18 protein-coding genes, 3 tRNA genes, 3 rRNA genes and 1 pseudogene are annotated in these 22,561 nt (G+C 54.0%); 9 read left to right on the plus strand and 16 right to left on the minus strand.

Annotated elements, in window-relative coordinates:
• Nucleotides 1-64 precede the first annotated feature (64 nt).
• Nucleotides 65-1,239: pseudogene (locus FOY96_RS17470) on the minus strand (MFS transporter).
• A 104-nt stretch (nucleotides 1,240-1,343) separates the two neighbouring features.
• On the opposite strand from FOY96_RS17470, the gene yafC reads away from it, so the two are divergent.
• Complete coding sequence (yafC, locus tag FOY96_RS17475; protein ID WP_143347502.1) at nucleotides 1,344-2,249, plus strand: DNA-binding transcriptional regulator YafC; 906 nt, start codon at nucleotides 1,344-1,346, stop codon at nucleotides 2,247-2,249.
• 29 nt (nucleotides 2,250-2,278) lie between these two features.
• Here yafC and dkgB read toward each other — a convergent pair whose 3' ends face one another.
• The 8 genes from dkgB to gmhB form a co-directional block, all read right to left on the minus strand.
• Entirely contained in the window at nucleotides 2,279-3,082 is an 804-nt protein-coding gene (dkgB, locus tag FOY96_RS17480; protein WP_143347503.1) for a 2,5-didehydrogluconate reductase DkgB, read from the minus strand.
• Between the two features lie 160 nt (nucleotides 3,083-3,242).
• A tRNA-Asp gene (locus tag FOY96_RS17485) sits at nucleotides 3,243-3,319 on the minus strand.
• Nucleotides 3,320-3,374: 55 nt separating this feature from the next.
• Nucleotides 3,375-3,490 (minus strand): 5S ribosomal RNA (gene rrf / locus FOY96_RS17490).
• 69 nt (nucleotides 3,491-3,559) lie between these two features.
• Nucleotides 3,560-6,465: ribosomal RNA gene (locus FOY96_RS17495) — 23S ribosomal RNA — on the minus strand.
• A gap of 170 nt (nucleotides 6,466-6,635) precedes the next feature.
• Nucleotides 6,636-6,711 (minus strand) — tRNA-Ala (locus FOY96_RS17500).
• A 42-nt stretch (nucleotides 6,712-6,753) separates the two neighbouring features.
• A tRNA-Ile gene (locus FOY96_RS17505) sits at nucleotides 6,754-6,830 on the minus strand.
• 69 nt (nucleotides 6,831-6,899) lie between these two features.
• Nucleotides 6,900-8,439, minus strand: a 16S ribosomal RNA gene (locus FOY96_RS17510).
• Together the 16S, 23S and 5S rRNA genes with 3 tRNA genes alongside form the textbook arrangement of a ribosomal RNA operon.
• A 368-nt stretch (nucleotides 8,440-8,807) precedes the next feature.
• Nucleotides 8,808-9,374 (minus strand): D-glycero-beta-D-manno-heptose 1,7-bisphosphate 7-phosphatase, encoded by a 567-nt coding sequence (gene gmhB / locus FOY96_RS17515; RefSeq protein WP_029741186.1) that lies wholly within the window; start codon nucleotides 9,372-9,374, stop codon nucleotides 8,808-8,810.
• 188 nt (nucleotides 9,375-9,562) lie between these two features.
• On the opposite strand from gmhB, the gene metN reads away from it, so the two are divergent.
• The 6 genes from metN to proS all read left to right on the plus strand — a co-directional run bounded on the left by metN (nucleotide 9,563) and on the right by proS (nucleotide 15,141).
• On the plus strand, nucleotides 9,563-10,594 hold the full coding sequence (gene metN / locus FOY96_RS17520; protein WP_023310475.1) for a methionine ABC transporter ATP-binding protein MetN: 1,032 nt from the start codon (nucleotides 9,563-9,565) through the stop codon (nucleotides 10,592-10,594).
• On the plus strand, nucleotides 10,587-11,240 hold the full coding sequence (locus FOY96_RS17525) for a methionine ABC transporter permease MetI (RefSeq protein WP_014168730.1): 654 nt from the start codon (nucleotides 10,587-10,589) through the stop codon (nucleotides 11,238-11,240). The genes metN and FOY96_RS17525 overlap by 8 nt, the downstream gene beginning before the upstream one ends.
• 40 nt (nucleotides 11,241-11,280) lie before the next feature.
• Nucleotides 11,281-12,096, plus strand: a complete 816-nt coding sequence (gene metQ, locus FOY96_RS17530) for a methionine ABC transporter substrate-binding lipoprotein MetQ (protein WP_014168729.1) — start codon at nucleotides 11,281-11,283, stop codon at nucleotides 12,094-12,096.
• Between the two features lie 106 nt (nucleotides 12,097-12,202).
• Nucleotides 12,203-12,607 (plus strand): Rcs stress response system protein RcsF, encoded by a 405-nt coding sequence (gene rcsF, locus FOY96_RS17535; RefSeq protein ID WP_008501883.1) that lies wholly within the window; start codon nucleotides 12,203-12,205, stop codon nucleotides 12,605-12,607.
• Nucleotides 12,604-13,311, plus strand: a complete 708-nt coding sequence (gene tsaA, locus FOY96_RS17540; RefSeq protein WP_143347504.1) for a tRNA (N6-threonylcarbamoyladenosine(37)-N6)-methyltransferase TrmO — start codon at nucleotides 12,604-12,606, stop codon at nucleotides 13,309-13,311. The genes rcsF and tsaA overlap by 4 nt, the downstream gene beginning before the upstream one ends.
• A 111-nt stretch (nucleotides 13,312-13,422) precedes the next feature.
• On the plus strand, nucleotides 13,423-15,141 hold the full coding sequence (proS, locus tag FOY96_RS17545; protein ID WP_143347505.1) for a proline--tRNA ligase: 1,719 nt from the start codon (nucleotides 13,423-13,425) through the stop codon (nucleotides 15,139-15,141).
• 47 nt (nucleotides 15,142-15,188) lie between these two features.
• Here the strand turns inward: proS and nlpE are convergent, their stop codons facing one another.
• From nlpE to FOY96_RS17560, 3 genes are read right to left on the minus strand one after another with little or no spacing between them, the layout of a single operon-like run.
• On the minus strand, nucleotides 15,189-15,887 hold the full coding sequence (gene nlpE, locus FOY96_RS17550; protein WP_143347506.1) for an envelope stress response activation lipoprotein NlpE: 699 nt from the start codon (nucleotides 15,885-15,887) through the stop codon (nucleotides 15,189-15,191).
• Between the two features lie 34 nt (nucleotides 15,888-15,921).
• A complete protein-coding gene (arfB, locus tag FOY96_RS17555) occupies nucleotides 15,922-16,344 on the minus strand; it encodes an alternative ribosome rescue aminoacyl-tRNA hydrolase ArfB (protein WP_048974973.1) in 423 nt (140 codons plus the stop codon).
• Nucleotides 16,341-16,886 carry a YaeQ family protein gene (locus FOY96_RS17560; RefSeq protein WP_033144678.1) on the minus strand — a complete coding sequence of 182 codons (546 nt, stop codon included), beginning with the start codon at nucleotides 16,884-16,886 and terminating at the stop codon, nucleotides 16,341-16,343. Before FOY96_RS17560 ends, arfB begins: the two co-directional genes overlap by 4 nt.
• Before the next feature lie 196 nt (nucleotides 16,887-17,082).
• Between FOY96_RS17560 and FOY96_RS17565 the strand changes: the two genes are divergently transcribed.
• On the plus strand, nucleotides 17,083-17,283 hold the full coding sequence (locus tag FOY96_RS17565) for a YaeP family protein (RefSeq protein ID WP_006173580.1): 201 nt from the start codon (nucleotides 17,083-17,085) through the stop codon (nucleotides 17,281-17,283).
• Nucleotides 17,270-17,530 carry a Rho-binding antiterminator gene (rof, locus tag FOY96_RS17570; RefSeq protein ID WP_008501890.1) on the plus strand — a complete coding sequence of 87 codons (261 nt, stop codon included), beginning with the start codon at nucleotides 17,270-17,272 and terminating at the stop codon, nucleotides 17,528-17,530. The genes FOY96_RS17565 and rof overlap by 14 nt, the downstream gene beginning before the upstream one ends.
• Before the next feature lie 28 nt (nucleotides 17,531-17,558).
• On the opposite strand, the gene tilS is transcribed toward rof, so the two are convergent.
• The 4 genes from tilS to accA all read right to left on the minus strand — a co-directional run bounded on the left by tilS (nucleotide 17,559) and on the right by accA (nucleotide 22,554).
• Entirely contained in the window at nucleotides 17,559-18,848 is a 1,290-nt protein-coding gene (gene tilS, locus FOY96_RS17575; RefSeq protein ID WP_143347507.1) for a tRNA lysidine(34) synthetase TilS, read from the minus strand.
• Nucleotides 18,849-18,906: 58 nt separating this feature from the next.
• Entirely contained in the window at nucleotides 18,907-19,296 is a 390-nt protein-coding gene (locus FOY96_RS17580) for a VOC family protein (RefSeq protein WP_023334583.1), read from the minus strand.
• A gap of 65 nt (nucleotides 19,297-19,361) precedes the next feature.
• On the minus strand, nucleotides 19,362-21,494 hold the full coding sequence (locus FOY96_RS17585; protein WP_143347508.1) for a lysine decarboxylase LdcC: 2,133 nt from the start codon (nucleotides 21,492-21,494) through the stop codon (nucleotides 19,362-19,364).
• A 100-nt stretch (nucleotides 21,495-21,594) separates the two neighbouring features.
• Complete coding sequence (accA, locus tag FOY96_RS17590) at nucleotides 21,595-22,554, minus strand: acetyl-CoA carboxylase carboxyl transferase subunit alpha (RefSeq protein ID WP_023310466.1); 960 nt, start codon at nucleotides 22,552-22,554, stop codon at nucleotides 21,595-21,597.
• Nucleotides 22,555-22,561 lie beyond the last annotated feature (7 nt).

Genomic DNA, 22,561 nt, shown 5'->3' on the forward strand with positions numbered 1-22,561 from the left:
TCATACTTTCAACGCAATTTCTGAGAAACCGCTTTCCAGTTTTGTAAGCAAGCACTTACTGATGTTAACCCAGCGCGACCCTGGCTGGCTTATCGAGACGTCCACTCAGGCCAATCAGCAGGAAGGCGACCAGGACAATCACCGCGCCAATCCACGGGGTCTGGGCTAATCCAATATGCGCTACAGTTTGTCCGCCAATGATGGAGCCCAGCGCGATGCCAATATTAAATGCGGCAATGTTCAGACCGGACGCCACATCCACCGCATTTGGCGTATAGAGCTCGGCTTTCTGGACAACGTAAACCTGAAGCCCGGGGACATTACCAAAGGCAAAGATCCCCATGGCCAGCACAGTGACCAGCGCGGCGTAGTGTACCGAAGCCGTGAACTGGAAAATCATCAGCAGAACCACTAGGGCGGCGAAGATGAATTTCAGCGCCGGTACCGCACCATGCTTATCTGCAAGCTTGCCGCCCCAGATATTGCCAATGGCAACGGAAATACCGTATCCCAGCAAAATCCAGCTCACGGCATTGGGTGAAAAGCCTGCCAGGTCCTGCATCATCGGCGCCAGGAAGGTGAAAGCCGTGAATACGCCGCCATAGCCCAATGCAGTTACCGCGTAGATAATCAGCAAACGCGGATGCGTGAGCACCTTCAGCTGATCGCGCAGGCTGGCGCTCGCCCGGCCTGGGATATTCGACGGTACCAGCAGCAGGCTGGTCACCAGGGCGATGGCACCCAGTAAGGAGACGGCAAGGAACGTTTCACGCCAGCCGAAGTGTTGTCCGATAAACGTTCCCAGCGGTACGCCCGTAACGAGTGCGACGGTCAGTCCACCAAACATGATCGCAATCGCTGAAGCCGCTTTCTCTTTGGGCACCAGGCTGGTTGCAATGGTGGAACCAATCGAGAAGAACACGCCGTGTGCAAGGCCGGTTAACAGACGCGCAATCACCAGCGTGGTGTAGTCCGGCGCCTGCCAGGCCAGAATGTTGCCAGCGGTGAACAGCACCATCAGCGCGACTAACAGCTGCTTACGCGGAAAACGTCCGGTCAGGGCCGTCAGCACTGGCGCACCGACGGCGACGCCCAGGGCGTAGATGACACCAGCAATCCGGCTGAGGGCAACGAGATCGCAAGCTGGTTAGCAATAGTGGGAACCAGACCCACGATAACAAATTCGGTCGTGCCAATTGCGAAGGCACTGATCGTCAGGGCAAGTAGCGCCAGTGGCATAAAATACTCCGTATCATCAGGATTAAGATGACAGGCAGTATGCGCCAGTGCTTAAATAACAAAAATGGTCAAAATCTCAATAGAATTTTGCAGGTGGTGCAACAATGAAAGCAACATCGGAAGAGCTGACAACCTTTGTCGCCGTCGTTGAAAGCGGTAGCTTTAGCCGCGCGGCCGAACAGCTGGGTCAGGCTAACTCAGCCATCAGCCGTTCGGTAAAAAAACTGGAGATGAAGCTTGGAGTGAGTCTGCTCAACCGAACGACGCGGCAGTTGAGCCTGACGGAAGAAGGAGAGCGTTACTTCCGCCGCGTGCAGTCGGTACTGCAGGAGATGGCTGCAGCAGAGACGGAGATTATGGAGACCCGCAGCACGCCGCGTGGATTGCTGCGCATTGATGCGGCCACGCCGGTTGTGCTCCATTTTCTGATGCCGCTGATCAAACCTTTCCGCGAACGCTATCCGGAGATGACGCTATCGCTGGTCTCCTCAGAGACGTTTATCAACCTCATCGAGCGGAAAGTGGATGTGGCTATCCGGGCGGGAACCCTGACAGATTCAAGCTTGCGTGCCCGCCCTCTATTTGCCAGCTACCGCAAAATTATCGCATCGCCAGAGTATATTGCCGAACATGGGAAACCGGAGACGGTTGAAGAATTGAAGCAGCATCTGTGCCTTGGCTTTACGGAGCCGGTGTCGCTGAACACCTGGCCTGTCGCCTGTCATGATGGTCAACTTCATGAAATTACCTGCGGAATATCGTCAAACAGCGGGGAAACGCTGAAGCAGCTGTGTCTCGAAGGAAATGGTATCGCCTGCTTGTCAGACTATATGATTGATAAGGAGATAGCCCGGGGTGAACTGGTGGAGCTAATGGCCGATAAACGTCTGCCGGTCGAAATGCCTTTTAGCGCGGTGTATTACAGTGACAGAGCGGTAAGTACGCGTATTCGTGCCTTTATTGACTTCCTGAGTGAACATATAAAAACAGCTCCCGGAGGAGCTGTGTGAGGGTTCAGGTTACAGAGGGCGGGTCAAACTTAATCCCAGTCAGGAGCTAAACCTTCCGGGCTGACCAGGCGATCGTTGCACTCCAGCGCTGCGATCGCTTTTTTATCGTCTGCATCCAGATGAAGATCCGCTGCTAACAGGTTGCTGGCCAGGTTTTCACGCTTAGTCGATGATGGGATCACGGCATAACCTTCACCCATTGCCCATGCCAGAATGACCTGCGCAGCAGTCGCGTTATGTTTCTCTGCGATACGCGTAATCACTCCATCTTTCAGCGCCTTACCGTAGGCCAGCGTCATGTATGAGGTGATGTGGATCCCGTGCTGTTTTGCCCAGTCCACGACTTTGCGGTTTTGAAGGTATGGAGACAGCTCAATCTGGTTGGTTGCAATATTTTCTGCACCAACAGCAGCAATGGCTTTTTCCATCACCGGAATGGTGAAGTTGGAGATCCCTATTTCGCGGGTTAAGCCCTGCTCTTTCGCCTCCAGCAGCGCCTGCATGAATTCTTCTACTGAGACGGCATCATTCGGTGAAGGCCAGTGGATAAGAGTCAGATCTACGTAGTCAGTACGCAGTTTTTTCAGACTCTCTTTCAGGCTAGGGATCAGCTTATCTTTGCTGAGATTCTCAATCCAGATTTTCGTGGTGATAAACAGTTCGTTACGCGGCACACCACTCTCTTCGAGAGCTTGTCCAACGGCAGCTTCGTTTTCATAGATCTGTGCCGTATCAACTGCACGATAGCCCAGTTCGAGTGCGGTTTTAACAGATGCGATAACAACGTCGTCTTTCAGGCGGAAAGTGCCCAGACCAAATGCAGGGAGAGTCATACTATTCCTCAATCATTATGTTCGTAAACTGAGGAAGATTATCGCTGGCGTTGTTATAGAGAAAAAGATCGCAAAACGCAGAGGATTTTTGCTAATTTCGCAATAATTAAACGTCAGATAAGAAAAAAGCCCTGAGCGTGAGCTCAGGGCTTTTAATAAGTGGCGGAACGGACGGGACTCGAACCCGCGACCCCCTGCGTGACAGGCAGGTATTCTAACCGACTGAACTACCGCTCCACCGAAGACTGCTGTAACCACCGGATTTATGCACCGGCTTACTACTTAATTTGATGCCTGGCAGTTCCCTACTCTCACATGGGGAGACCCCACACTACCATCGGCGCTACGGCGTTTCACTTCTGAGTTCGGCATGGGGTCAGGTGGGACCACCGCGCTAAAGCCGCCAGGCAAATTCTGTTAATCTGTATCAGGCTGAAAATCCTGTCTCTCTCTTCGCCGAAACAGCTTCGGCGTTGTAAGGTTAAGCCTCACGGTTCATTAGTATCGGTTAGCTCAACGCATCGCTGCGCTTACACACCCGACCTATCAACGTCGTAGTCTTCAACGTTCCTTCAGGACCCTTAAAGGGTCAGGGAGAACTCATCTCGGGGCAAGTTTCGTGCTTAGATGCTTTCAGCACTTATCTTTTCCGCATTTAGCTACCGGGCAGTGCCATTGGCATGACAACCCGAACACCAGTGATGCGTCCACTCCGGTCCTCTCGTACTAGGAGCAGCCCCCCTCAATTCTCCAGCGCCCACGGCAGATAGGGACCGAACTGTCTCACGACGTTCTAAACCCAGCTCGCGTACCACTTTAAATGGCGAACAGCCATACCCTTGGGACCTACTTCAGCCCCAGGATGTGATGAGCCGACATCGAGGTGCCAAACACCGCCGTCGATATGAACTCTTGGGCGGTATCAGCCTGTTATCCCCGGAGTACCTTTTATCCGTTGAGCGATGGCCCTTCCATTCAGAACCACCGGATCACTATGACCTGCTTTCGCACCTGCTCGAGCCGTCACTCTCGCAGTCAAGCTAGCTTATGCCATTGCACTAACCTCCTGATGTCCGACCAGGATTAGCTAACCTTCGTGCTCCTCCGTTACTCTTTGGGAGGAGACCGCCCCAGTCAAACTACCCACCAGACACTGTCCGCAACCCGGATCACGGGTCTACGTTAGAACACCAGCCATTAAAGGGTGGTATTTCAAGGTTGGCTCCACGCAGACTGGCGTCCACGCTTCAAAGCCTCCCACCTATCCTACACATCAAGGACCAGTGTTCAGTGTCAAGCTATAGTAAAGGTTCACGGGGTCTTTCCGTCTTGCCGCGGGTACACTGCATCTTCACAGCGAGTTCAATTTCACTGAGTCTCGGGTGGAGACAGCCTGGCCATCATTACGCCATTCGTGCAGGTCGGAACTTACCCGACAAGGAATTTCGCTACCTTAGGACCGTTATAGTTACGGCCGCCGTTTACCGGGGCTTCGATCAAGAGCTTCGCGTTGCCGCTAACCCCATCAATTAACCTTCCGGCACCGGGCAGGCGTCACACCGTATACGTCCACTTTCGTGTTTGCACAGTGCTGTGTTTTTAATAAACAGTTGCAGCCAGCTGGTATCTTCGACTGATTTCAGCTCCACCCGCAGGGGCTTCACCTACATATCAGCGTGCCTTCTCCCGAAGTTACGGCACCATTTTGCCTAGTTCCTTCACCCGAGTTCTCTCAAGCGCCTTGGTATTCTCTACCTGACCACCTGTGTCGGTTTGGGGTACGATTTCGTGTTACCTGATGCTTAGAGGCTTTTCCTGGAAGCAGGGCATTTGTTACTTCAGCACCGTAGTGCCTCGTCATCACACCTCAGCGTTAATAAACGACCGGATTTACCTAATCGTTCCGCCTACATGCTTAAACCGGGACAACCGTCGCCCGGCTAACATAGCCTTCTCCGTCCCCCCTTCGCAGTAACACCAAGTACAGGAATATTAACCTGTTTCCCATCGACTACGCCTTTCGGCCTCGCCTTAGGGGTCGACTCACCCTGCCCCGATTAACGTTGGACAGGAACCCTTGGTCTTCCGGCGAGCGGGCTTTTCACCCGCTTTATCGTTACTTATGTCAGCATTCGCACTTCTGATACCTCCAGCATGCCTCACAGCACACCTTCAACGGCTTACAGAACGCTCCCCTACCCAACAACGCATAAGCGTCGCTGCCGCAGCTTCGGTGCATGGTTTAGCCCCGTTACATCTTCCGCGCAGGCCGACTCGACCAGTGAGCTATTACGCTTTCTTTAAATGATGGCTGCTTCTAAGCCAACATCCTGGCTGTCTGTGCCTTCCCACATCGTTTCCCACTTAACCATGACTTTGGGACCTTAGCTGGCGGTCTGGGTTGTTTCCCTCTTCACGACGGACGTTAGCACCCGCCGTGTGTCTCCCGTGATAACATTCTTCGGTATTCGTAGTTTGCATCGGGTTGGTAAGCCGGGATGGCCCCCTAGCCGAAACAGTGCTCTACCCCCGAAGATGAGTTCACGAGGCGCTACCTAAATAGCTTTCGGGGAGAACCAGCTATCTCCCGGTTTGATTGGCCTTTCACCCCCAGCCACAAGTCATCCGCTAATTTTTCAACATTAGTCGGTTCGGTCCTCCAGTTAGTGTTACCCAACCTTCAACCTGCCCATGGCTAGATCACCGGGTTTCGGGTCTATACCCTGCAACTTAACGCCCAGTTAAGACTCGGTTTCCCTTCGGCTCCCCTATACGGTTAACCTTGCTACAGAATATAAGTCGCTGACCCATTATACAAAAGGTACGCAGTCACACCACAAGGGTGCTCCCACTGCTTGTACGTACACGGTTTCAGGTTCTTTTTCACTCCCCTCGCCGGGGTTCTTTTCGCCTTTCCCTCACGGTACTGGTTCACTATCGGTCAGTCAGGAGTATTTAGCCTTGGAGGATGGTCCCCCCATATTCAGACAGGATACCACGTGTCCCGCCCTACTCTTCGAGTTCACAACCTGTGTGCTTTCGTGTACGGGACTGTCACCCTGTACCGTGCGACTTTCCAGACGCTTCCACTAACACACAAGCTGATTCAGACTCTGGGCTGCTCCCCGTTCGCTCGCCGCTACTGGGGGAATCTCGGTTGATTTCTTTTCCTCGGGGTACTTAGATGTTTCAGTTCCCCCGGTTCGCCTCGTTAACCTATGTATTCAGTTAACGATAGTGTGACGGATCACACTGGGTTTCCCCATTCGGACATCGCCGGGTCAAAGGTTCATATCACCTCGCCGGCGCTTTTCGCAGATTAGCACGTCCTTCATCGCCTCTGACTGCCAGGGCATCCACCGTGTACGCTTAGTCGCTTAACCTCACAACCCGAAGATGTTTCACTTCTGATTGCGAAAATTTGAGAGACTCGAACACACATAACATGTGTGTCGTTTCAATTTTCAGCTTGATCCAGATTTTTAAAGAGCAAAACTTCGCAGTGCACCTTTTCAGGTTCACTCTGAAGTTTTCTTGTGTTCGCAGTAAAAGATGGTGGAGCTATGCGGGATCGAACCGCAGACCTCCTGCGTGCAAAGCAGGCGCTCTCCCAGCTGAGCTATAGCCCCATCGTTTGCAATCTCTGTACCGCTCATCCTTTAAAAGGAGTTTGGTAGGCCTGAGTGGACTTGAACCACCGACCTCACCCTTATCAGGGGTGCGCTCTAACCACCTGAGCTACAAGCCTGCAGAGATTTTTACTGCTGTTTTTCATCAGACAATCTGTGTGAGCACTACAAAGGCAGGTTCTTTAAGGTAAGGAGGTGATCCAACCGCAGGTTCCCCTACGGTTACCTTGTTACGACTTCACCCCAGTCATGAATCACAAAGTGGTAAGCGCCCTCCCGAAGGTTAAGCTACCTACTTCTTTTGCAACCCACTCCCATGGTGTGACGGGCGGTGTGTACAAGGCCCGGGAACGTATTCACCGTAGCATTCTGATCTACGATTACTAGCGATTCCGACTTCATGGAGTCGAGTTGCAGACTCCAATCCGGACTACGACGCACTTTATGAGGTCCGCTTGCTCTCGCGAGGTCGCTTCTCTTTGTATGCGCCATTGTAGCACGTGTGTAGCCCTACTCGTAAGGGCCATGATGACTTGACGTCATCCCCACCTTCCTCCAGTTTATCACTGGCAGTCTCCTTTGAGTTCCCGGCCGAACCGCTGGCAACAAAGGATAAGGGTTGCGCTCGTTGCGGGACTTAACCCAACATTTCACAACACGAGCTGACGACAGCCATGCAGCACCTGTCTCAGAGTTCCCGAAGGCACCAATCCATCTCTGGAAAGTTCTCTGGATGTCAAGAGTAGGTAAGGTTCTTCGCGTTGCATCGAATTAAACCACATGCTCCACCGCTTGTGCGGGCCCCCGTCAATTCATTTGAGTTTTAACCTTGCGGCCGTACTCCCCAGGCGGTCGACTTAACGCGTTAGCTCCGGAAGCCACGCCTCAAGGGCACAACCTCCAAGTCGACATCGTTTACGGCGTGGACTACCAGGGTATCTAATCCTGTTTGCTCCCCACGCTTTCGCACCTGAGCGTCAGTCTTTGTCCAGGGGGCCGCCTTCGCCACCGGTATTCCTCCAGATCTCTACGCATTTCACCGCTACACCTGGAATTCTACCCCCCTCTACAAGACTCTAGCCTGCCAGTTTCGAATGCAGTTCCCAGGTTGAGCCCGGGGATTTCACATCCGACTTGACAGACCGCCTGCGTGCGCTTTACGCCCAGTAATTCCGATTAACGCTTGCACCCTCCGTATTACCGCGGCTGCTGGCACGGAGTTAGCCGGTGCTTCTTCTGCGGGTAACGTCAATTGCTGTGGTTATTAACCACAACACCTTCCTCCCCGCTGAAAGTACTTTACAACCCGAAGGCCTTCTTCATACACGCGGCATGGCTGCATCAGGCTTGCGCCCATTGTGCAATATTCCCCACTGCTGCCTCCCGTAGGAGTCTGGACCGTGTCTCAGTTCCAGTGTGGCTGGTCATCCTCTCAGACCAGCTAGGGATCGTCGCCTAGGTGAGCCGTTACCCCACCTACTAGCTAATCCCATCTGGGCACATCTGATGGCAAGAGGCCCGAAGGTCCCCCTCTTTGGTCTTGCGACGTTATGCGGTATTAGCTACCGTTTCCAGTAGTTATCCCCCTCCATCAGGCAGTTTCCCAGACATTACTCACCCGTCCGCCGCTCGTCACCCAGGAGCAAGCTCCCCGTGTTACCGCTCGACTTGCATGTGTTAGGCCTGCCGCCAGCGTTCAATCTGAGCCATGATCAAACTCTTCAATTTAAGTTTGATGCTCGTGAATTAAACTTCGTAATGAATTACGTATGTTCACTCAGAGACTTGGTATTCATTTATTGTCCGAAGACATTAAGAATCCATGTCACTTTGAGTGCCCACACAGATTGTCTGATAAATTGTTAAAGAGCAGTTGCAACGCGGCTTTCGCTCACCGTTGCGAGGTGGCGTATATTACGCTTTCCTCTTTCAGAGTCAACCCGTTATTTCAGAATTTTTCTCTTCAACCGACCGGGTTGTTTGTGAAGTGATTCACATCCGCCGTGTCGATGGAGGCGCATTATAGGGGGCCGCCGAGGAATGACAAGCGGAAAAATGCATTTTTATTTCAACCGCTCATCTTTTCACCAAAAAGGCTATTTTTGGTGCTTTTTAATCTCTTTTGGCAGATCGGCCAGACTATTAATCACCCAATCCGCTGCATTTTCTGCTTCTGGCGTCACTGGCTTACCGGTGCGAACTAATATTTTGGTTCCTACACCCGCTGCGGCGGCTGCCTGCATATCTTCCAGTTTATCGCCCACCATATAAGAAGCAGACATATCAATGTGCAGGAACTCCTGTGCAGAGATGAACATCCCGGGATGCGGCTTACGGCAGTCACAGGTCTGACGATACGCTTCAACGGTTCCCTGCGGGTGGTGCGGACAATAGTAGATGCCGTCGAGATCCACACCGCGGTCGGCTAGCGACCAGTCCATCCATTCCGTCAGCGTCTCGAACTGCGCCTCGGTGAATTTACCGCGTGCAATACCGGACTGGTTCGTCACAACCACCAGCGCATAACCCATCTCTTTCAGCTGGCGCATGGCATCTATTACGCCCTCGATAAACTCGAACTCATCAATCTCATGAACATAACCGTGATCCACATTAATAGTGCCGTCACGATCGAGAAAAATTGCGGGTACTGATTTTGCCACCGGTTTGCTCCTGAAAAAGGCATGTTCGACTAGTATCTCATGAATCGCAGCGCAATAAAGTGCTCATCGTACAGAGTTGGATTGATTTAGACGTCTGGATGCCTTAACATCCGTTTTGTTTACGGCCATCACCCGTATCTGGCAGAAGAAAATGCCACGGCTAACTTACATACGATAAAAATAATCTAATGATTAAACTTTCCAATATCACCAAAGTGTTCCAGCAGGGGAACCGAACCATTCAGGCGCTGAACAACGTCAGCCTGCATGTTCCTGCTGGTCAAATTTATGGCGTCATTGGCGCATCGGGTGCAGGTAAAAGCACGCTGATTCGTTGTGTTAACCTGCTTGAGCGCCCAACCCAGGGCAGCGTAGAAGTTGGCGGCCAGGAACTTACCGCCCTTTCAGAGAAAGAACTCACCAAAGCGCGTCGTCAGATTGGCATGATCTTCCAGCACTTTAACCTGCTGGCTTCCCGCACCGTATTCGGCAACGTTGCCCTGCCGCTTGAGCTGGATAACACGCCAAAAGAAGAAGTGAAGCGTCGCGTCACCGAACTGCTCGATCTCGTGGGTCTGGGCGACAAGCATGATAGCTACCCGGCAAATCTGTCCGGTGGGCAAAAGCAGCGTGTGGCCATTGCCCGCGCGCTGGCAAGCAATCCTAAGGTACTGCTGTGTGATGAAGCCACCAGCGCACTGGATCCGGCAACCACGCGTTCGATTCTGGAACTGCTGAAAGACATTAACCGTCGCCTGGGCCTGACGATCCTCCTTATTACACATGAGATGGACGTGGTGAAACGCATCTGCGACTGCGTGGCGGTCATCAGCAACGGTGAACTGATCGAGCAGGACACGGTAAGTGAAGTGTTCTCGCATCCGAAGACGCCGCTGGCACAGCAGTTCATCCAGTCCACGCTGCATCTGGATATTCCGGAAGATTATCTGGAGCGTTTGAAAACCGAACCCGCAGCAGACAGCGTCCCGATGCTGCGCATGGAGTTCACCGGTCAGTCCGTTGACGCTCCCCTGCTTTCCGAAACCGCGCGTCGCTTTAACGTAAACAACAACATCATCAGCGCGCAGATGGATTACGCCGGTGGCGTGAAGTTCGGCATCATGTTGACAGAAATGCACGGCACACAAGAAGAAACCCAGGCCGCGATTGCCTGGCTGCAAGAACACCATGTAAAAGTAGAGGTACTGGGTTATGTCTGAGCCGATGATGTGGCTGCTGGTTCGCGGCGTTTGGGAAACGCTGGCAATGACCTTTGTTTCTGGCTTCTTTGGTTTTGTGATTGGCCTGCCGGTCGGCGTATTGCTGTACGTGACGCGTCCGGGTCAAATCATTGAGAACGCGAAGCTGTACCGTACGCTCTCTGCGCTGGTGAACATCTTCCGTTCTATCCCCTTCATTATTCTGCTGGTGTGGATGATTCCGTTTACCCGCGTGATCGTCGGAACGTCTATCGGCCTGCAGGCGGCCATCGTTCCGCTGACCGTAGGCGCAGCGCCGTTTATCGCCCGTATGGTGGAAAACGCCCTGCTGGAAATCCCGACAGGTCTGATTGAGGCTTCCCGCGCAATGGGCGCAACGCCGATGCAGATCGTCCGCAAAGTTCTGCTCCCGGAAGCACTGCCGGGCCTGGTGAACGCGGCAACCATCACGCTCATCACGCTGGTCGGTTATTCCGCAATGGGTGGCGCAGTTGGCGCTGGCGGTTTAGGCCAGATTGGTTACCAGTACGGCTATATTGGATATAACGCTACCGTGATGAATACCGTTCTGGTATTGCTGGTTGTTCTGGTTTATTTAATCCAGTTCTCTGGCGATCGCATCGTCCGGACCGTTACTCACAAATAACGTTACACACAACACAAACTCTACGAGTTAAGGATAAAACATGGCGTTTAAATTAAAGACCTTTGCAGCAGTAGGCGCGCTGATCGGCTCTCTGGCACTGGTGGGTTGCGGTCAGGACGAAAAAGATCCAAACCACATTAAAGTGGGCGTTATCGTGGGTGCAGAACAACAGGTTGCTGAAGTTGCTCAGAAAGTGGCGAAAGAGAAGTATGGCCTGGACGTTGAGCTGGTGACCTTCAACGATTACGTTCTGCCGAACGAAGCGCTGAGCAAAGGCGATATCGACGCTAACGCCTTCCAGCATAAGCCATACCTGGATCAGCAGATCAAAGATCGTGGCTATAAACTGGTGGGTGTTGGTAACACCTTCGTTTATCCAATTGCCGGTTACTCTAAGAAAATTAAATCGCTGGACGAGCTGCAGCCGGGCTCTCAGGTTGCCGTGCCTAACGACCCAACCAACCTTGGTCGTTCCCTGCTGCTGCTGCAGAAAGTGGGCCTGATAAAACTGAAAGACGGTGTTGGCCTGCTGCCAACCGTTCTGGATGTCACCGAGAACCCGAAAAATCTGAAAATTGTTGAACTGGAAGCACCGCAGCTGCCTCGTTCTCTGGACGATGCGCAGATTGCCCTGGCCGTTATCAACACCACTTACGCCAGCCAGATTGGCCTGACGCCAGCTAAAGACGGTATCTTCGTTGAAGATAAAGACTCCCCGTACGTTAACCTGATCGTGACTCGCGAAGACAACAAGGACGCGGAAAACGTGAAGAAATTCGTTCAGGCTTATCAGTCTGATGAAGTTTACCAGGAAGCCAACAAAGTGTTTAACGGCGGCGCTGTTAAAGGCTGGTAATCTCACCTCAGTGTAATATCATCAGGACGGGCTTATGCCCGTCTTGTCATTTGTGCAGTCAACTGATTCAATATCTGACGTTTTGATTATCCATTGAGGAACTATTATGCGTGCTTTACCGATCTGTCTTTTAGCACTCATGCTGAGCGGCTGTTCTATGCTAAGCAGATCTCCCGTTGAACCTGTTCAAAGCACGGCAACCCCGCCAAAAACCGAGCCTGCAAAACCGAAAGTGGTTCGCCCTGCGCCGGTTCGCATTATCACGAAAGCAGACGAACTCGTCGGTAAACCGTTCCGTGAACTGGGCGAAGTGAGCGGCGAATCCTGTCAGGCAACCAATCAGGACTCACCACCGAATATTCCGACAGCGCGTAAACGTATGCAGATTAATGCCGCAAAAATGAAAGCCAACGCGGTCCTGCTGCACAGCTGTGAAGTCACCAGCGGCACGCCGGGCTGCTATCGTCAGGCGGTTTGCATCGGTTCTGCGCTGAACATCACGGCGAAATGAGTGCATTTCAGTTCGAGCAGATAGGCGTTATCCATTCTCCTTATAAAGAGAAGTTCGCCGTCCCCCGCCAGCCCGGTCTGGTCACCAGCGGAAGCGGTGAGCTTCACCTGATTGCGCCTTACAATCAGGCCGATGCTGTACGCGGGCTCGAGGCTTTCAGCCATTTATGGGTGGTGTTCGTGTTTCACCAGACGATGGAAGGCGGCTGGCGTCCTACCGTGCGCCCTCCTCGTCTTGGCGGAAATGCGAGAATGGGCGTGTTTGCGACTCGCTCGACCTTCCGCCCAAACCCGGTTGGCATGTCGCTGGTTGAACTGAAAGGCATACGCTGCCAGAAAGATCGGGTGATACTGGAGTTAGGTAGTCTGGACCTGGTAGACGGCACGCCGGTAATCGACATCAAACCCTATTTGCCCTTCGCCGAAGCGCTCCCGGACGCGCGTGCAAGTTATGCTCAGGACGCACCGCAGGCGGACATGCCTGTTTATTTTACGCCAGAGATAACCGCGCAGATCGGTCAGCTGGAGAAACGCTATCCTCGCTTACGGGATTTCATCACTGAAGTTCTGGCACAGGACCCTCGTCCGGCCTACCGTAAAGATGAGGAAGAAGGAAAAACGTACGCCGTCTGGCTGCTCGATTTCAACGTTCGATGGCGCGTCACCGGGGCAGGTTTTGAAGTGTTTGCCCTTGAACCCAGGTAATTTTGTTCTCCTCTCTTTTGGCATCTTTGCCACACTGGTAAACTAAACCACTTTTTTGTGTCAGGCTGGTGTTTCAGCCTGTTCCAATCGTCGAAATGGAACCGTAACAACATGCGTACTAGCCAATATCTGCTCTCCACTCTGAAGGAGACGCCTGCCGACGCCGAAGTGATCAGCCATCAGCTGATGCTGCGCGCCGGGATGATCCGCAAGCTGGCCTCCGGGTTATACACCTGGCTGCCGACCGGCGTGCGCGTCCTGAAAAAAGTCGAAAACATCGTGCGTGAAGAGATGAACAACGCCGGTGCTATCGAGGTGTCCATGCCTGTGGTTCAGCCCGCTGACCTGTGGCAGGAGAGCGGCCGTTGGGAACAATATGGTCCTGAACTGCTGCGCTTTGTCGATCGCGGCGAGCGTCCTTTCGTTCTCGGCCCAACGCATGAAGAAGTCATTACCGACCTGATTCGTAATGAGCTGAGCTCTTACAAACAGCTGCCGCTGAACTTCTTCCAGATCCAGACCAAGTTCCGTGACGAAGTTCGCCCACGTTTCGGCGTAATGCGCTCTCGCGAATTCCTGATGAAAGATGCTTACTCATTCCATACCTCTCAGGAATCACTGCAAGAGACTTACGACGCAATGTACGCGGCGTACAGCAAAATCTTCTCCCGCATGGGTCTGGATTTCCGTGCTGTGCAGGCCGATACCGGCTCCATCGGCGGTAGCGCCTCCCATGAGTTCCAGGTCCTGGCGCAGAGCGGTGAAGACGATGTGATCTTCTCTGACTCTTCAGATTACGCGGCGAATATCGAATTTGCAGAAGCGCTGGCGCCAAAAGAACCACGCGGGGCGGCAACGCAAGAGATGACGCTGGTTGATACGCCAAACGCTAAAACCATTGCCGAGCTGGTTGAGCAGTTCAATCTGCCAGTCGAAAAAACCGTGAAAACCCTGCTGGTGAAATCTACCGAAGGTAGCGCTTATCCGCTGGTTGCCCTGCTGGTGCGTGGCGATCATGAGCTGAACGAAGTGAAAACCGAGAAGCTGCCGCAGGTAGCCAGCCCGCTGACCTTCGCAACGGAAGCGGAAATCCGCGCCGTGGTGAATGCGGGTCCAGGTTCACTGGGTCCAGTCAATCTACCGGTGCCTGTTGTCATTGACCGCACGGTTGCGGCAATGAGCGACTTCTCCGCAGGTGCGAACATCGACGGTAAACATTACTTCGGCATCAACTGGGATCGCGACGTGGCGACGCCGGAAGTGGCTGACATCCGTAACGTGGTTGCAGGCGATCCAAGCCCGGACGGCCAGGGTACCCTGATGATTAAGCGCGGCATCGAAGTGGGTCATATCTTCCAGCTGGGTGATAAATACTCTCGCGCGCTGAACGCGGCCGTTCAGGGTGAAGATGGCCGTAACCAGATCCTGACCATGGGTTGCTACGGTATCGGGGTGACGCGCGTGGTGGCTGCGGCGATTGAGCAGAACTACGACGAACGCGGCATCGTCTGGCCGGACAATATTGCGCCGTTCCAGGTGGCTATTCTGCCAATGAACATGCACAAGTCTTACCGCGTGCAGGAGCTGGCCGAGAAGCTGTATGCCGAGCTGCGCGCTCAGGGTATCGAAGTGCTGATGGATGACCGTAAAGAGCGTCCGGGCGTGATGTTTGCCGATATGGAACTGATCGGTATCCCGCACACCGTCGTCATCGGCGACCGTAACCTCGACAGCGATGAGATTGAATACAAATACCGTCGCAGCGGCGAGAAACAGATGATCAAGACCGGCGACATTCTTGATTACCTGGTGAAAGCCATCAAAGGCTAAACAAAAAACCCCGCTCAGGCGGGGTTTTTTAATGGCTCAGCGTCGGCTTATTTACTGTTACAGTCTTTACCCGCAACAAACTTCGCGTCTTTATCTGCCACCAGCGTTTTCACCATCTCCCCGCTATCCGGGTTTGGCTCCAGCGTAAAGTGACCGTCAACCGTCAGCAATACCGGCTTGCTGTCATTGCCGCGTGCCACAGCGTAATCACGTTCAAGCTGCGCATTGTTTGCCACGCTGACCTTCCTGCCGGTTGCGCAGTCGGTAAAGATCGCCGCATCCGCCATATAGAAGTACATCCCCCGCATTGCCATCGGCGTGGCAGGCAGAGCCGCTTTTACCGGCGCCAGCGTGTAGTTGAACTGGGATTCAATCGGGTTGCCTTCGCGGTCAAGCATCTCCATCCCCTCACCTTTGGCGCGGAAAAAGGTTTTCTCACCGGAGGTATCCGTCAGGACCAGCTTCTCCGCCGTACGCGCCCAGGTGCCATAAGTGGCAAAAGAAGAAGGCTCTTTAACGCCCTGATAGCGCTGATTCATCACCCAGGTGCCATCTTTTTGCAGGAACAGCGACGTTTCAATGCCTTCGCAGTCCGCGCAAGGCAATACGCCGCGCCAGCTTTGCTGCATCGGTTTTAATTCTTCCGTTTGCGTGGGTTGTAAAACCTGCGTTTCGGAGCGGTTGTTACACCCAAAAAGCGCAAACAGCGTACTCACTGCCAGCGCTGACCATAATGCTTTTTTCACAATGAATTCCTTATGAAAAGTGTGTTCCCTTTCGTCACTCTGTCGGGCGACGAACTTTACCGCGTAGTGCTTTCACTGTGGATTTTTGGGCCTTCGAGGACAACCGACGCTCTTTCGATGCGCGGGTTGGCCGCGTTGCCCGGCGGCTTTTTTGTACTGCCGTTAGCTCTTTGATGACCGCCACTAGCCTGGCTAGCGCCGCTTCCCGGTTGAGCTCCTGGCTGCGGTACTCCTGGGCTTTGATCACAATCACGCCATCGCTGGTGATCAGGTGATGGCTGGCGGCAAGCAGGCTTTCTTTATAATACTCTGGCAGGCTTGAGGCCCGAATGTCAAAACGCAAATGGATAGCCGTCGACGCCTTGTTGACGTGCTGCCCGCCAGCCCCCTGCGCACGGATGGCGGTGATCTCCAGCTCGCTGTCAGGGATGCTGACGTTTCGGGACAAGACGATCATGACGCGGGTTGCCACGCCGTTAAATGAATTTCCAGATTATTCTGAGAATCAGAGAGCCAGATGGCGCCATCCTGAATTGTCGCCTGCAAAACCATGGTCCGGCTGGCGAACTCGCTCAACTGCGCCAGTTGCTCATCATCCAGATACCAGACCGTGAGATTTTTAAACTGTCCGCACTTGCTCTTGTTTTGCTGCCACCAAATCTCCGCAGCGCGCTGATTATACGCGAATAAGGCCACTTCAGCGGACTGGGTGCAGGCCTTCTTAATTCTGCGCTCGTCAGGCAGGCCGAGTTCGATCCACAAATCGATACCCAGATGATCGTTGCGCAGCCAGGCTTCAGGCTCGTCTTCTGCGCTTAACCCTCGGGAAAACTGCAGACGCTCGTCGGCATACTTGATCCACGCCAGCAGGCGCAGCATCATGCGCTCCTGGGTTTCGGAGGGGTGGCGTGCCAGCGTAAGCGACGCGTCGAGGAACTGGTTGCGATCCAGATCGGCCACATTGACCACTGCTTTATAAATTGTCGCTTTCAGCGCCATGAGAGAACTCCATTCGAATCAGGCGCACATTGTAGCGAAAACCGCGGCAAAAGGCTGTTACAGGGTGTTAAATACACCGCTATCAAGGCTCTGATATTGCTTAAATGAGTATGGTATAGTCACCTTGCTAAACCGAGTTTATCTTCGTAGGCTTAATGATATCTCACAGTAAGTCAGTGCGCTGGCGGGAGGGGATGTGAATAATTATTGTGAGTTAATTCGCAAACGGTATGCGGAAATCGCCAGCGGAGATCTGGGGTATATCCCGGACGCGTTGGGCTGTGTATTGAAGGTGCTTAATGAAGTGGCCTCTGATGAGAGCCTTTCAGAGTCGGTCAGGGAAAAAGCAGCGTATGCTGCGGCGAATTTACTGGTGAGCGATTATGTCGATGAATGATACTTATCAACCCATCAATTGTGATGACTATGACAACCTCGAACTCGCCTGCCAGCATCATTTATTACTGACGCTGGAGCTAAAAGATGGCGAAGTGTTGAAGGCGAAAGCCAGCGATCTGGTTTCACGAAAGAATGTGGAATACCTGATAGTGGAAGACGCCGGTGCGACGCGTGAGCTGCGTCTGGACAAAATAGCCAGCTTCAGCCACCCGCAAATCGGCACCGTCGTGGTGAGCGAATCCTGATGACACTAACGGGCAGCCTGGCTGCCCGTTACGCTTTCTGCCACTCAAAACGAACGCCCTCTTCTGACCACCCCTCTTCCGTGATGAACACCCCTGCAGCAGCGATAAGCGTTTCACCGTAGAACAGTAGCGGCGTGGTGTCGCGCAGCCACGGCGGCACGTTACACTCCTGCCATATTTTCTTCAGCTTCCGTCCCCCGTTGCGCCCGACGATATGCAGCAGGCCGCCAGCCTTAAAGCGCACGGTGACCAGTTCATCGGGCTTCGGCAGCCGCACATGACCAGACGACAGAAGAGAAACGCGTCCTGCCTCACAGGGCAATATCAGGGGCGCGTCAGGAGAAAGCCAGTCGAGCACCACATCGGTCAGCGAGGGCATGGATTTTATCCACCAGAGCTCCCCTTTATAGCGTCTCACCTCAAAACCGTTCAGGTGGACGCACGGGGAAGCATCATCCCGCGCCAGTGCGACTTCGTCCCAGATACGGCTCAGCATTGTCCGCGACGGCATCGCGGCGCGATGAAAGGCCAGCCAGCGCCGTAGCAGCGCGGCGCGACGTACCGGGCTCATCGCTTTCATCGGTGCGATCGCCAGCGCCCCGTCGGCAGAAATGAGTGCAGCCAGCTCGTCGCTCAACAGTTCATCCAGCAACGATTCCTGTTCGGCGCACAGCATGGCGCTTCTTGCCGTCGCGTCGGCGAAATGCGGCCAGCGCTCGCCTAAAAGCGGGAGGACGCGCAGACGCAGGAAGTTACGGTCATAGCCGTCATCCTGGTTACTCTCATCTTCGATCCAGTTCAGCTGATGTTCTCGCGCCCAGGCTTCCAGCGAGGCACGCGTCTCGCCAAGCAGCGGACGCAGTAGCGTTGTGCCGGCAAATTCAGAACGCGTCGGCATGGCAGAAAGTCCCGCCGGGCCGCTGCCCCGCTTAAGGGCCAGCAGAAAGGTTTCACACTGATCGTCCAGATGCTGGGCCGTGACCAGCGCTTCTCCAGGACGTAATGCCCCGGCAAACGCGGCATAGCGGGCTTTCCGCGCCTGCGCTTCGATGCCCAGCCCTTCCTTCGCAAGCGTGACGCGCTCAACGATGAGCGGGATCGCCCAGGCCGCACACAAGGCTTCACAGTGCACCACCCACGCCTCTGCGTGAGGACTTAATCCGTGGTGAATATGCATCGCCCGAAGCTGGACGTCAGGCTCCCGATCGCGCCAAAGCTTAAGGCGATGCAGCAACACGGTAGAATCCAGGCCACCGCTAAACCCCACCAGCAGCTGGCGGTACGGTGAAACGGCTTGTGCGATAGCGGGTGAGGTCATAGGAGATTACACATAAAAAATGCCCGAACTGAGCGGGCATTATCACACAGGACAACCATTACTGCTGATAAAGCTCCAGCGGCAGGCCGTCCGGATCGTTGAAAAAAGTAAAGCGCTTGTCGGTGAACGGATCGACGCGTATCGCTTCGCACGTCACGCCGTGCGCTTCCAGATGCTTAACTGCGCTATCCAGGTCATCGACGCTGAAGGCAAGATGACGCAGGCCGCAGGCTTCCGGGCGGGACGGACGTGCAGGCGGAAAAGGAAAAGAGAAGAGCTCAATCACATATTGCCCGTTTAACGCCAGGTCGCCCTTCCAGGAGTCGCGCTCCTCGCGGTAGGCCTCGCTCATGAGCGTAAAGCCCAGGATGTCGCAGTAGAAGGCCTTACTTTTCGCGTAATCGGTCGCAATGATCGCAATATGATGAACAGCTTTTAAACCCAGCATAGCTTCTCCTTTTTATGATGCCTGAACGTTACAACCGATAACCCGCGCCTGGCAAGCGGTCACCCTTATTTTAGGACTCGCACCCAGTAAACGCCGCTCTCGTCGCGCTTCGCACCGTGGATATCCGTCTCAAAACCGGGATAGTGGCGCCCGACAGAGCAGAGCATTAGCAGGAAATCGAGCACGGCCCGACTCTCTTCGGTAATCATCTCTCCCGGCATCAGGAGCGGAACGCCCGGTGGGTAAGGCAGGATCATGTTAGCCGATACGCGCCCGACCAGGTTTTCCAGCTCGACGGTTTCGACCTCCCCTTTCACCTGGCGCTGCCATGCCTTGTGCGGGGTAAACTTCATCTCCGGTAAGACATCGAACGCCTGAAGCATCAGACGCGGCAGATCGTGCTGACGGATCAGCCTGTGGATCCCCTGGGCCAGATCCTGAATGCGCATATTTCGATAGAAGTCAGGATCCTCAGCGTAGAGATCCGGCAGCATGTTCTTCACCCGCAGGTTAAGATCGTAGGCGCGCTTAAACTCCATCAGGCCGCGCAACAACCCCATCGCGCGGGTTTTGTCGATCCCGATGCTGAACAGGAACAGCAGGTTATAGGGGCCGGTTTTCTCTACCACCACGCCACGTTCATCAAGGAATTTCGCGACCAGCGCGGCCGGAATACCTTCATCGCTCATCTTGCCCTGTTCATCCATGCCCGGCGTCAGGATCGTCACTTTTACCGGGTCGAGGAACATATGGTCGCTATCGGCATCCCGGAAGCCATGCCAGTCTTCGCCGGGCGAGACGGGCCAGCATTCGGCTTCATCAATCTCTTCCGGCTGCCAGATATCAAAGAACCAGCCGTCGGCTTCATCTTTAAGCCGCTGAACCTCTTTGCGGAAATGCAGCGCGCGTTCCACCGAACGATTGATGAGACGCTTACCGGGATTGCCGCGCAGCATCGCCGCGGCCGTTTCAATAGAGGCCACCAGCGGGTAGCTCGGCGAGGTGGTGGTGTGCATCATAAAGGCTTCGTTGAACGTGTCTTCGTCGTACTCGCCTTTGATGTGAATAAGCGAAGCCTGGGAAAACGCCGCCAGCATTTTATGCGTCGACTGCGTTTCGAAGAACACTTTACCCGGCACGCGTTCACCGCTCATGCCGCTTTTACCGGCGTAAATCGGATGGAAATTAGTGTAAGGCACCCATGCGGAATCGAAGTGGATCGACGGCACGTCCAGCGTCTGTTTGATCCAGTTTGTGTTGTACAGCAAACCGTCGTAGGTGGAGTTGGTAATCACCGCATGGACAGGCCAGCTTGCGCCAGGAATTACCGCGACCTTACTTTCAATGGCGTCATGGGTGAACTCACGGCGCGGAATGCCGCCAAGAATACCGAGCGCGTTACGCGTGGGCGACAGCCAGAGCGGTACGACGTCGCTCATCATCAGCAGGTGTGCCAGCGATTTATGGCAGTTACGGTCAATCAGCAAGGTGCTGCCAGCAGGCGCAGCGTACATCCCGACAATTTTGTTCGAGGTCGAGGTGCCGTTGGTCACCATATAGCTCTGCTCGGCGCCAAAGGTGCGGGCGATATACTCTTCGGCTTCAAGATGCGGGCCGGTGTGATCCAGCAGGGAGCCTAGTTCGGTGACTGAAATCGACACGTCCGCTTTTAGCGTGTTGCCACCGAAGAAATCATAGAACAGGCAGCCCACCGGGCTTTTTTGATAGGCCGTTCCCGCCATATGACCAGGCGTACAGAAGGTATATTTGCCCTCCTTCACGTAGGTGAAGAGCGCGCGGGTAAAGGGGGGAGTGATGTTATCGAGATATTCATTCGTGTATTGCTGAATGCGGGTCGCAATATCTTCCGCAACGCCGAGGGAATATTCAAAGAACCACAGCGCCATACGCATATCATTGGCGCTGACGTCCATGGTTGAGTGGGTATTGATAAACGCGTACAGCGGGAGGTATTCGTTCAGCTTGTTGATGTCGCTGCACAGTTCGAGATCGTATTCGTCCCAGTCGAAGATCACGCCGCAGATACGCGGGTTATGCTCGATGAACTTCAGCAGATCGGCGCTGTTGTGCGGCCAGATTAGCTGATACCCGCGCGACTGCAGGGATTGCTCCAGCTCCTTAATCGGCTCATCTTTATAAAAGACGCCGTGTGGCCCCATAATGGCAATGATATTCATGGGCTTCCTCCTTAAAAAACATTAGCTAAGCATAGTCCGGCTAAACCGCAGGTATAAAAAAAGCCGCAACATTGTGCGGCTTTTCAGATAATTGTGAAGCTTACGCGTAACCGTAGGTCATCAGACGCTGGTAGCGGCGGTTGAGCAGATCGTCTTTGCTCAGCACGTCCAGATCTGCCAGGTCAGCCAGCAGCTGCGCTTTCAGAGAAGCCGCCATTACTTCCGGCTTACGATGCGCACCACCCAGCGGTTCCGGAATGATGGAGTCGATCAGCTTCAGCTCTTTCAGGCGTGGCGCAATGATGCCCATTGCTTCTGCAGCCAGCGGCGCTTTGTCGGCGCTTTTCCACAGAATGGACGCACAGCCTTCCGGGGAGATAACGGAATAGGTGCTGTACTGCAGCATATTCACTTTATCGCCCACGCCAATCGCCAGCGCACCGCCGGAACCACCCTCACCGATAACGGTACAGATGACCGGCACCTTCAGACGAGACATCTCGCGCAGGTTGCGCGCGATAGCTTCAGACTGACCGCGCTCTTCCGCGCCCACGCCAGGGTATGCACCCGGGGTGTCGATGAAGGTGATGATTGGCATGTTGAAACGCTCAGCCATCTCCATCAGACGCAGGGCTTTACGGTAGCCTTCTGGTGCTGGCATACCGAAGTTACGACGGATTTTCTCTTTGGTTTCACGACCTTTCTGATGACCAATGATCATCACCGGGCGTCCGTCCAGACGCGCGATACCACCAACGATAGCTTTATCGTCAGCGTATGCGCGATCGCCTGCCAGTTCGTCAAATTCGTCAAACGCCAGGCGGACATAATCCAGGGTGTACGGACGCTGTGGATGGCGAGCCAGCTGGGCCACCTGCCATGCGCCGAGATCGGCAAAGATTTTGCGCGTCAGCTCTACGCTTTTCTCGCGCAGACGATGCACTTCTTCGTCGATGTTAATATCCAGTTTTTCATCCTGACGGCTTACCGCTGTCAGAGAATCGATTTTCGCTTCCAGCTCAGCAATCGGCTGTTCGAAATCAAGGAAATTCAGACTCATAGTATTC

Origin of the sequence: Enterobacter asburiae (assembly GCF_007035645.1) — a bacterium.
In the GTDB taxonomy this organism is placed as follows: domain Bacteria; phylum Pseudomonadota; class Gammaproteobacteria; order Enterobacterales; family Enterobacteriaceae; genus Enterobacter; species Enterobacter asburiae_B.

Coding starts and splice junctions, on each gene's coding strand:
- yafC (WP_143347502.1), top strand. CDS start 1,344: ATGAAAGCAACATCGGAAGAGCTGACAACCTTTGTCGCCGTCGTTGAA.
- rof (WP_008501890.1), top strand. CDS start 17,270: ATGTCGATGAATGATACTTATCAACCCATCAATTGTGATGACTATGAC.
- tsaA (WP_143347504.1), top strand. CDS start 12,604: ATGAGTGCATTTCAGTTCGAGCAGATAGGCGTTATCCATTCTCCTTAT.
- arfB (WP_048974973.1), bottom strand. CDS start 16,344: ATGATCGTCTTGTCCCGAAACGTCAGCATCCCTGACAGCGAGCTGGAG.
- accA (WP_023310466.1), bottom strand. CDS start 22,554: ATGAGTCTGAATTTCCTTGATTTCGAACAGCCGATTGCTGAGCTGGAA.
- metN (WP_023310475.1), top strand. CDS start 9,563: ATGATTAAACTTTCCAATATCACCAAAGTGTTCCAGCAGGGGAACCGA.
- FOY96_RS17580 (WP_023334583.1), bottom strand. CDS start 19,296: ATGCTGGGTTTAAAAGCTGTTCATCATATTGCGATCATTGCGACCGAT.
- metQ (WP_014168729.1), top strand. CDS start 11,281: ATGGCGTTTAAATTAAAGACCTTTGCAGCAGTAGGCGCGCTGATCGGC.
- rcsF (WP_008501883.1), top strand. CDS start 12,203: ATGCGTGCTTTACCGATCTGTCTTTTAGCACTCATGCTGAGCGGCTGT.
- dkgB (WP_143347503.1), bottom strand. CDS start 3,082: ATGACTCTCCCTGCATTTGGTCTGGGCACTTTCCGCCTGAAAGACGAC.
- FOY96_RS17585 (WP_143347508.1), bottom strand. CDS start 21,494: ATGAATATCATTGCCATTATGGGGCCACACGGCGTCTTTTATAAAGAT.
- FOY96_RS17560 (WP_033144678.1), bottom strand. CDS start 16,886: ATGGCGCTGAAAGCGACAATTTATAAAGCAGTGGTCAATGTGGCCGAT.
- tilS (WP_143347507.1), bottom strand. CDS start 18,848: ATGACCTCACCCGCTATCGCACAAGCCGTTTCACCGTACCGCCAGCTG.
- FOY96_RS17525 (WP_014168730.1), top strand. CDS start 10,587: ATGTCTGAGCCGATGATGTGGCTGCTGGTTCGCGGCGTTTGGGAAACG.
- proS (WP_143347505.1), top strand. CDS start 13,423: ATGCGTACTAGCCAATATCTGCTCTCCACTCTGAAGGAGACGCCTGCC.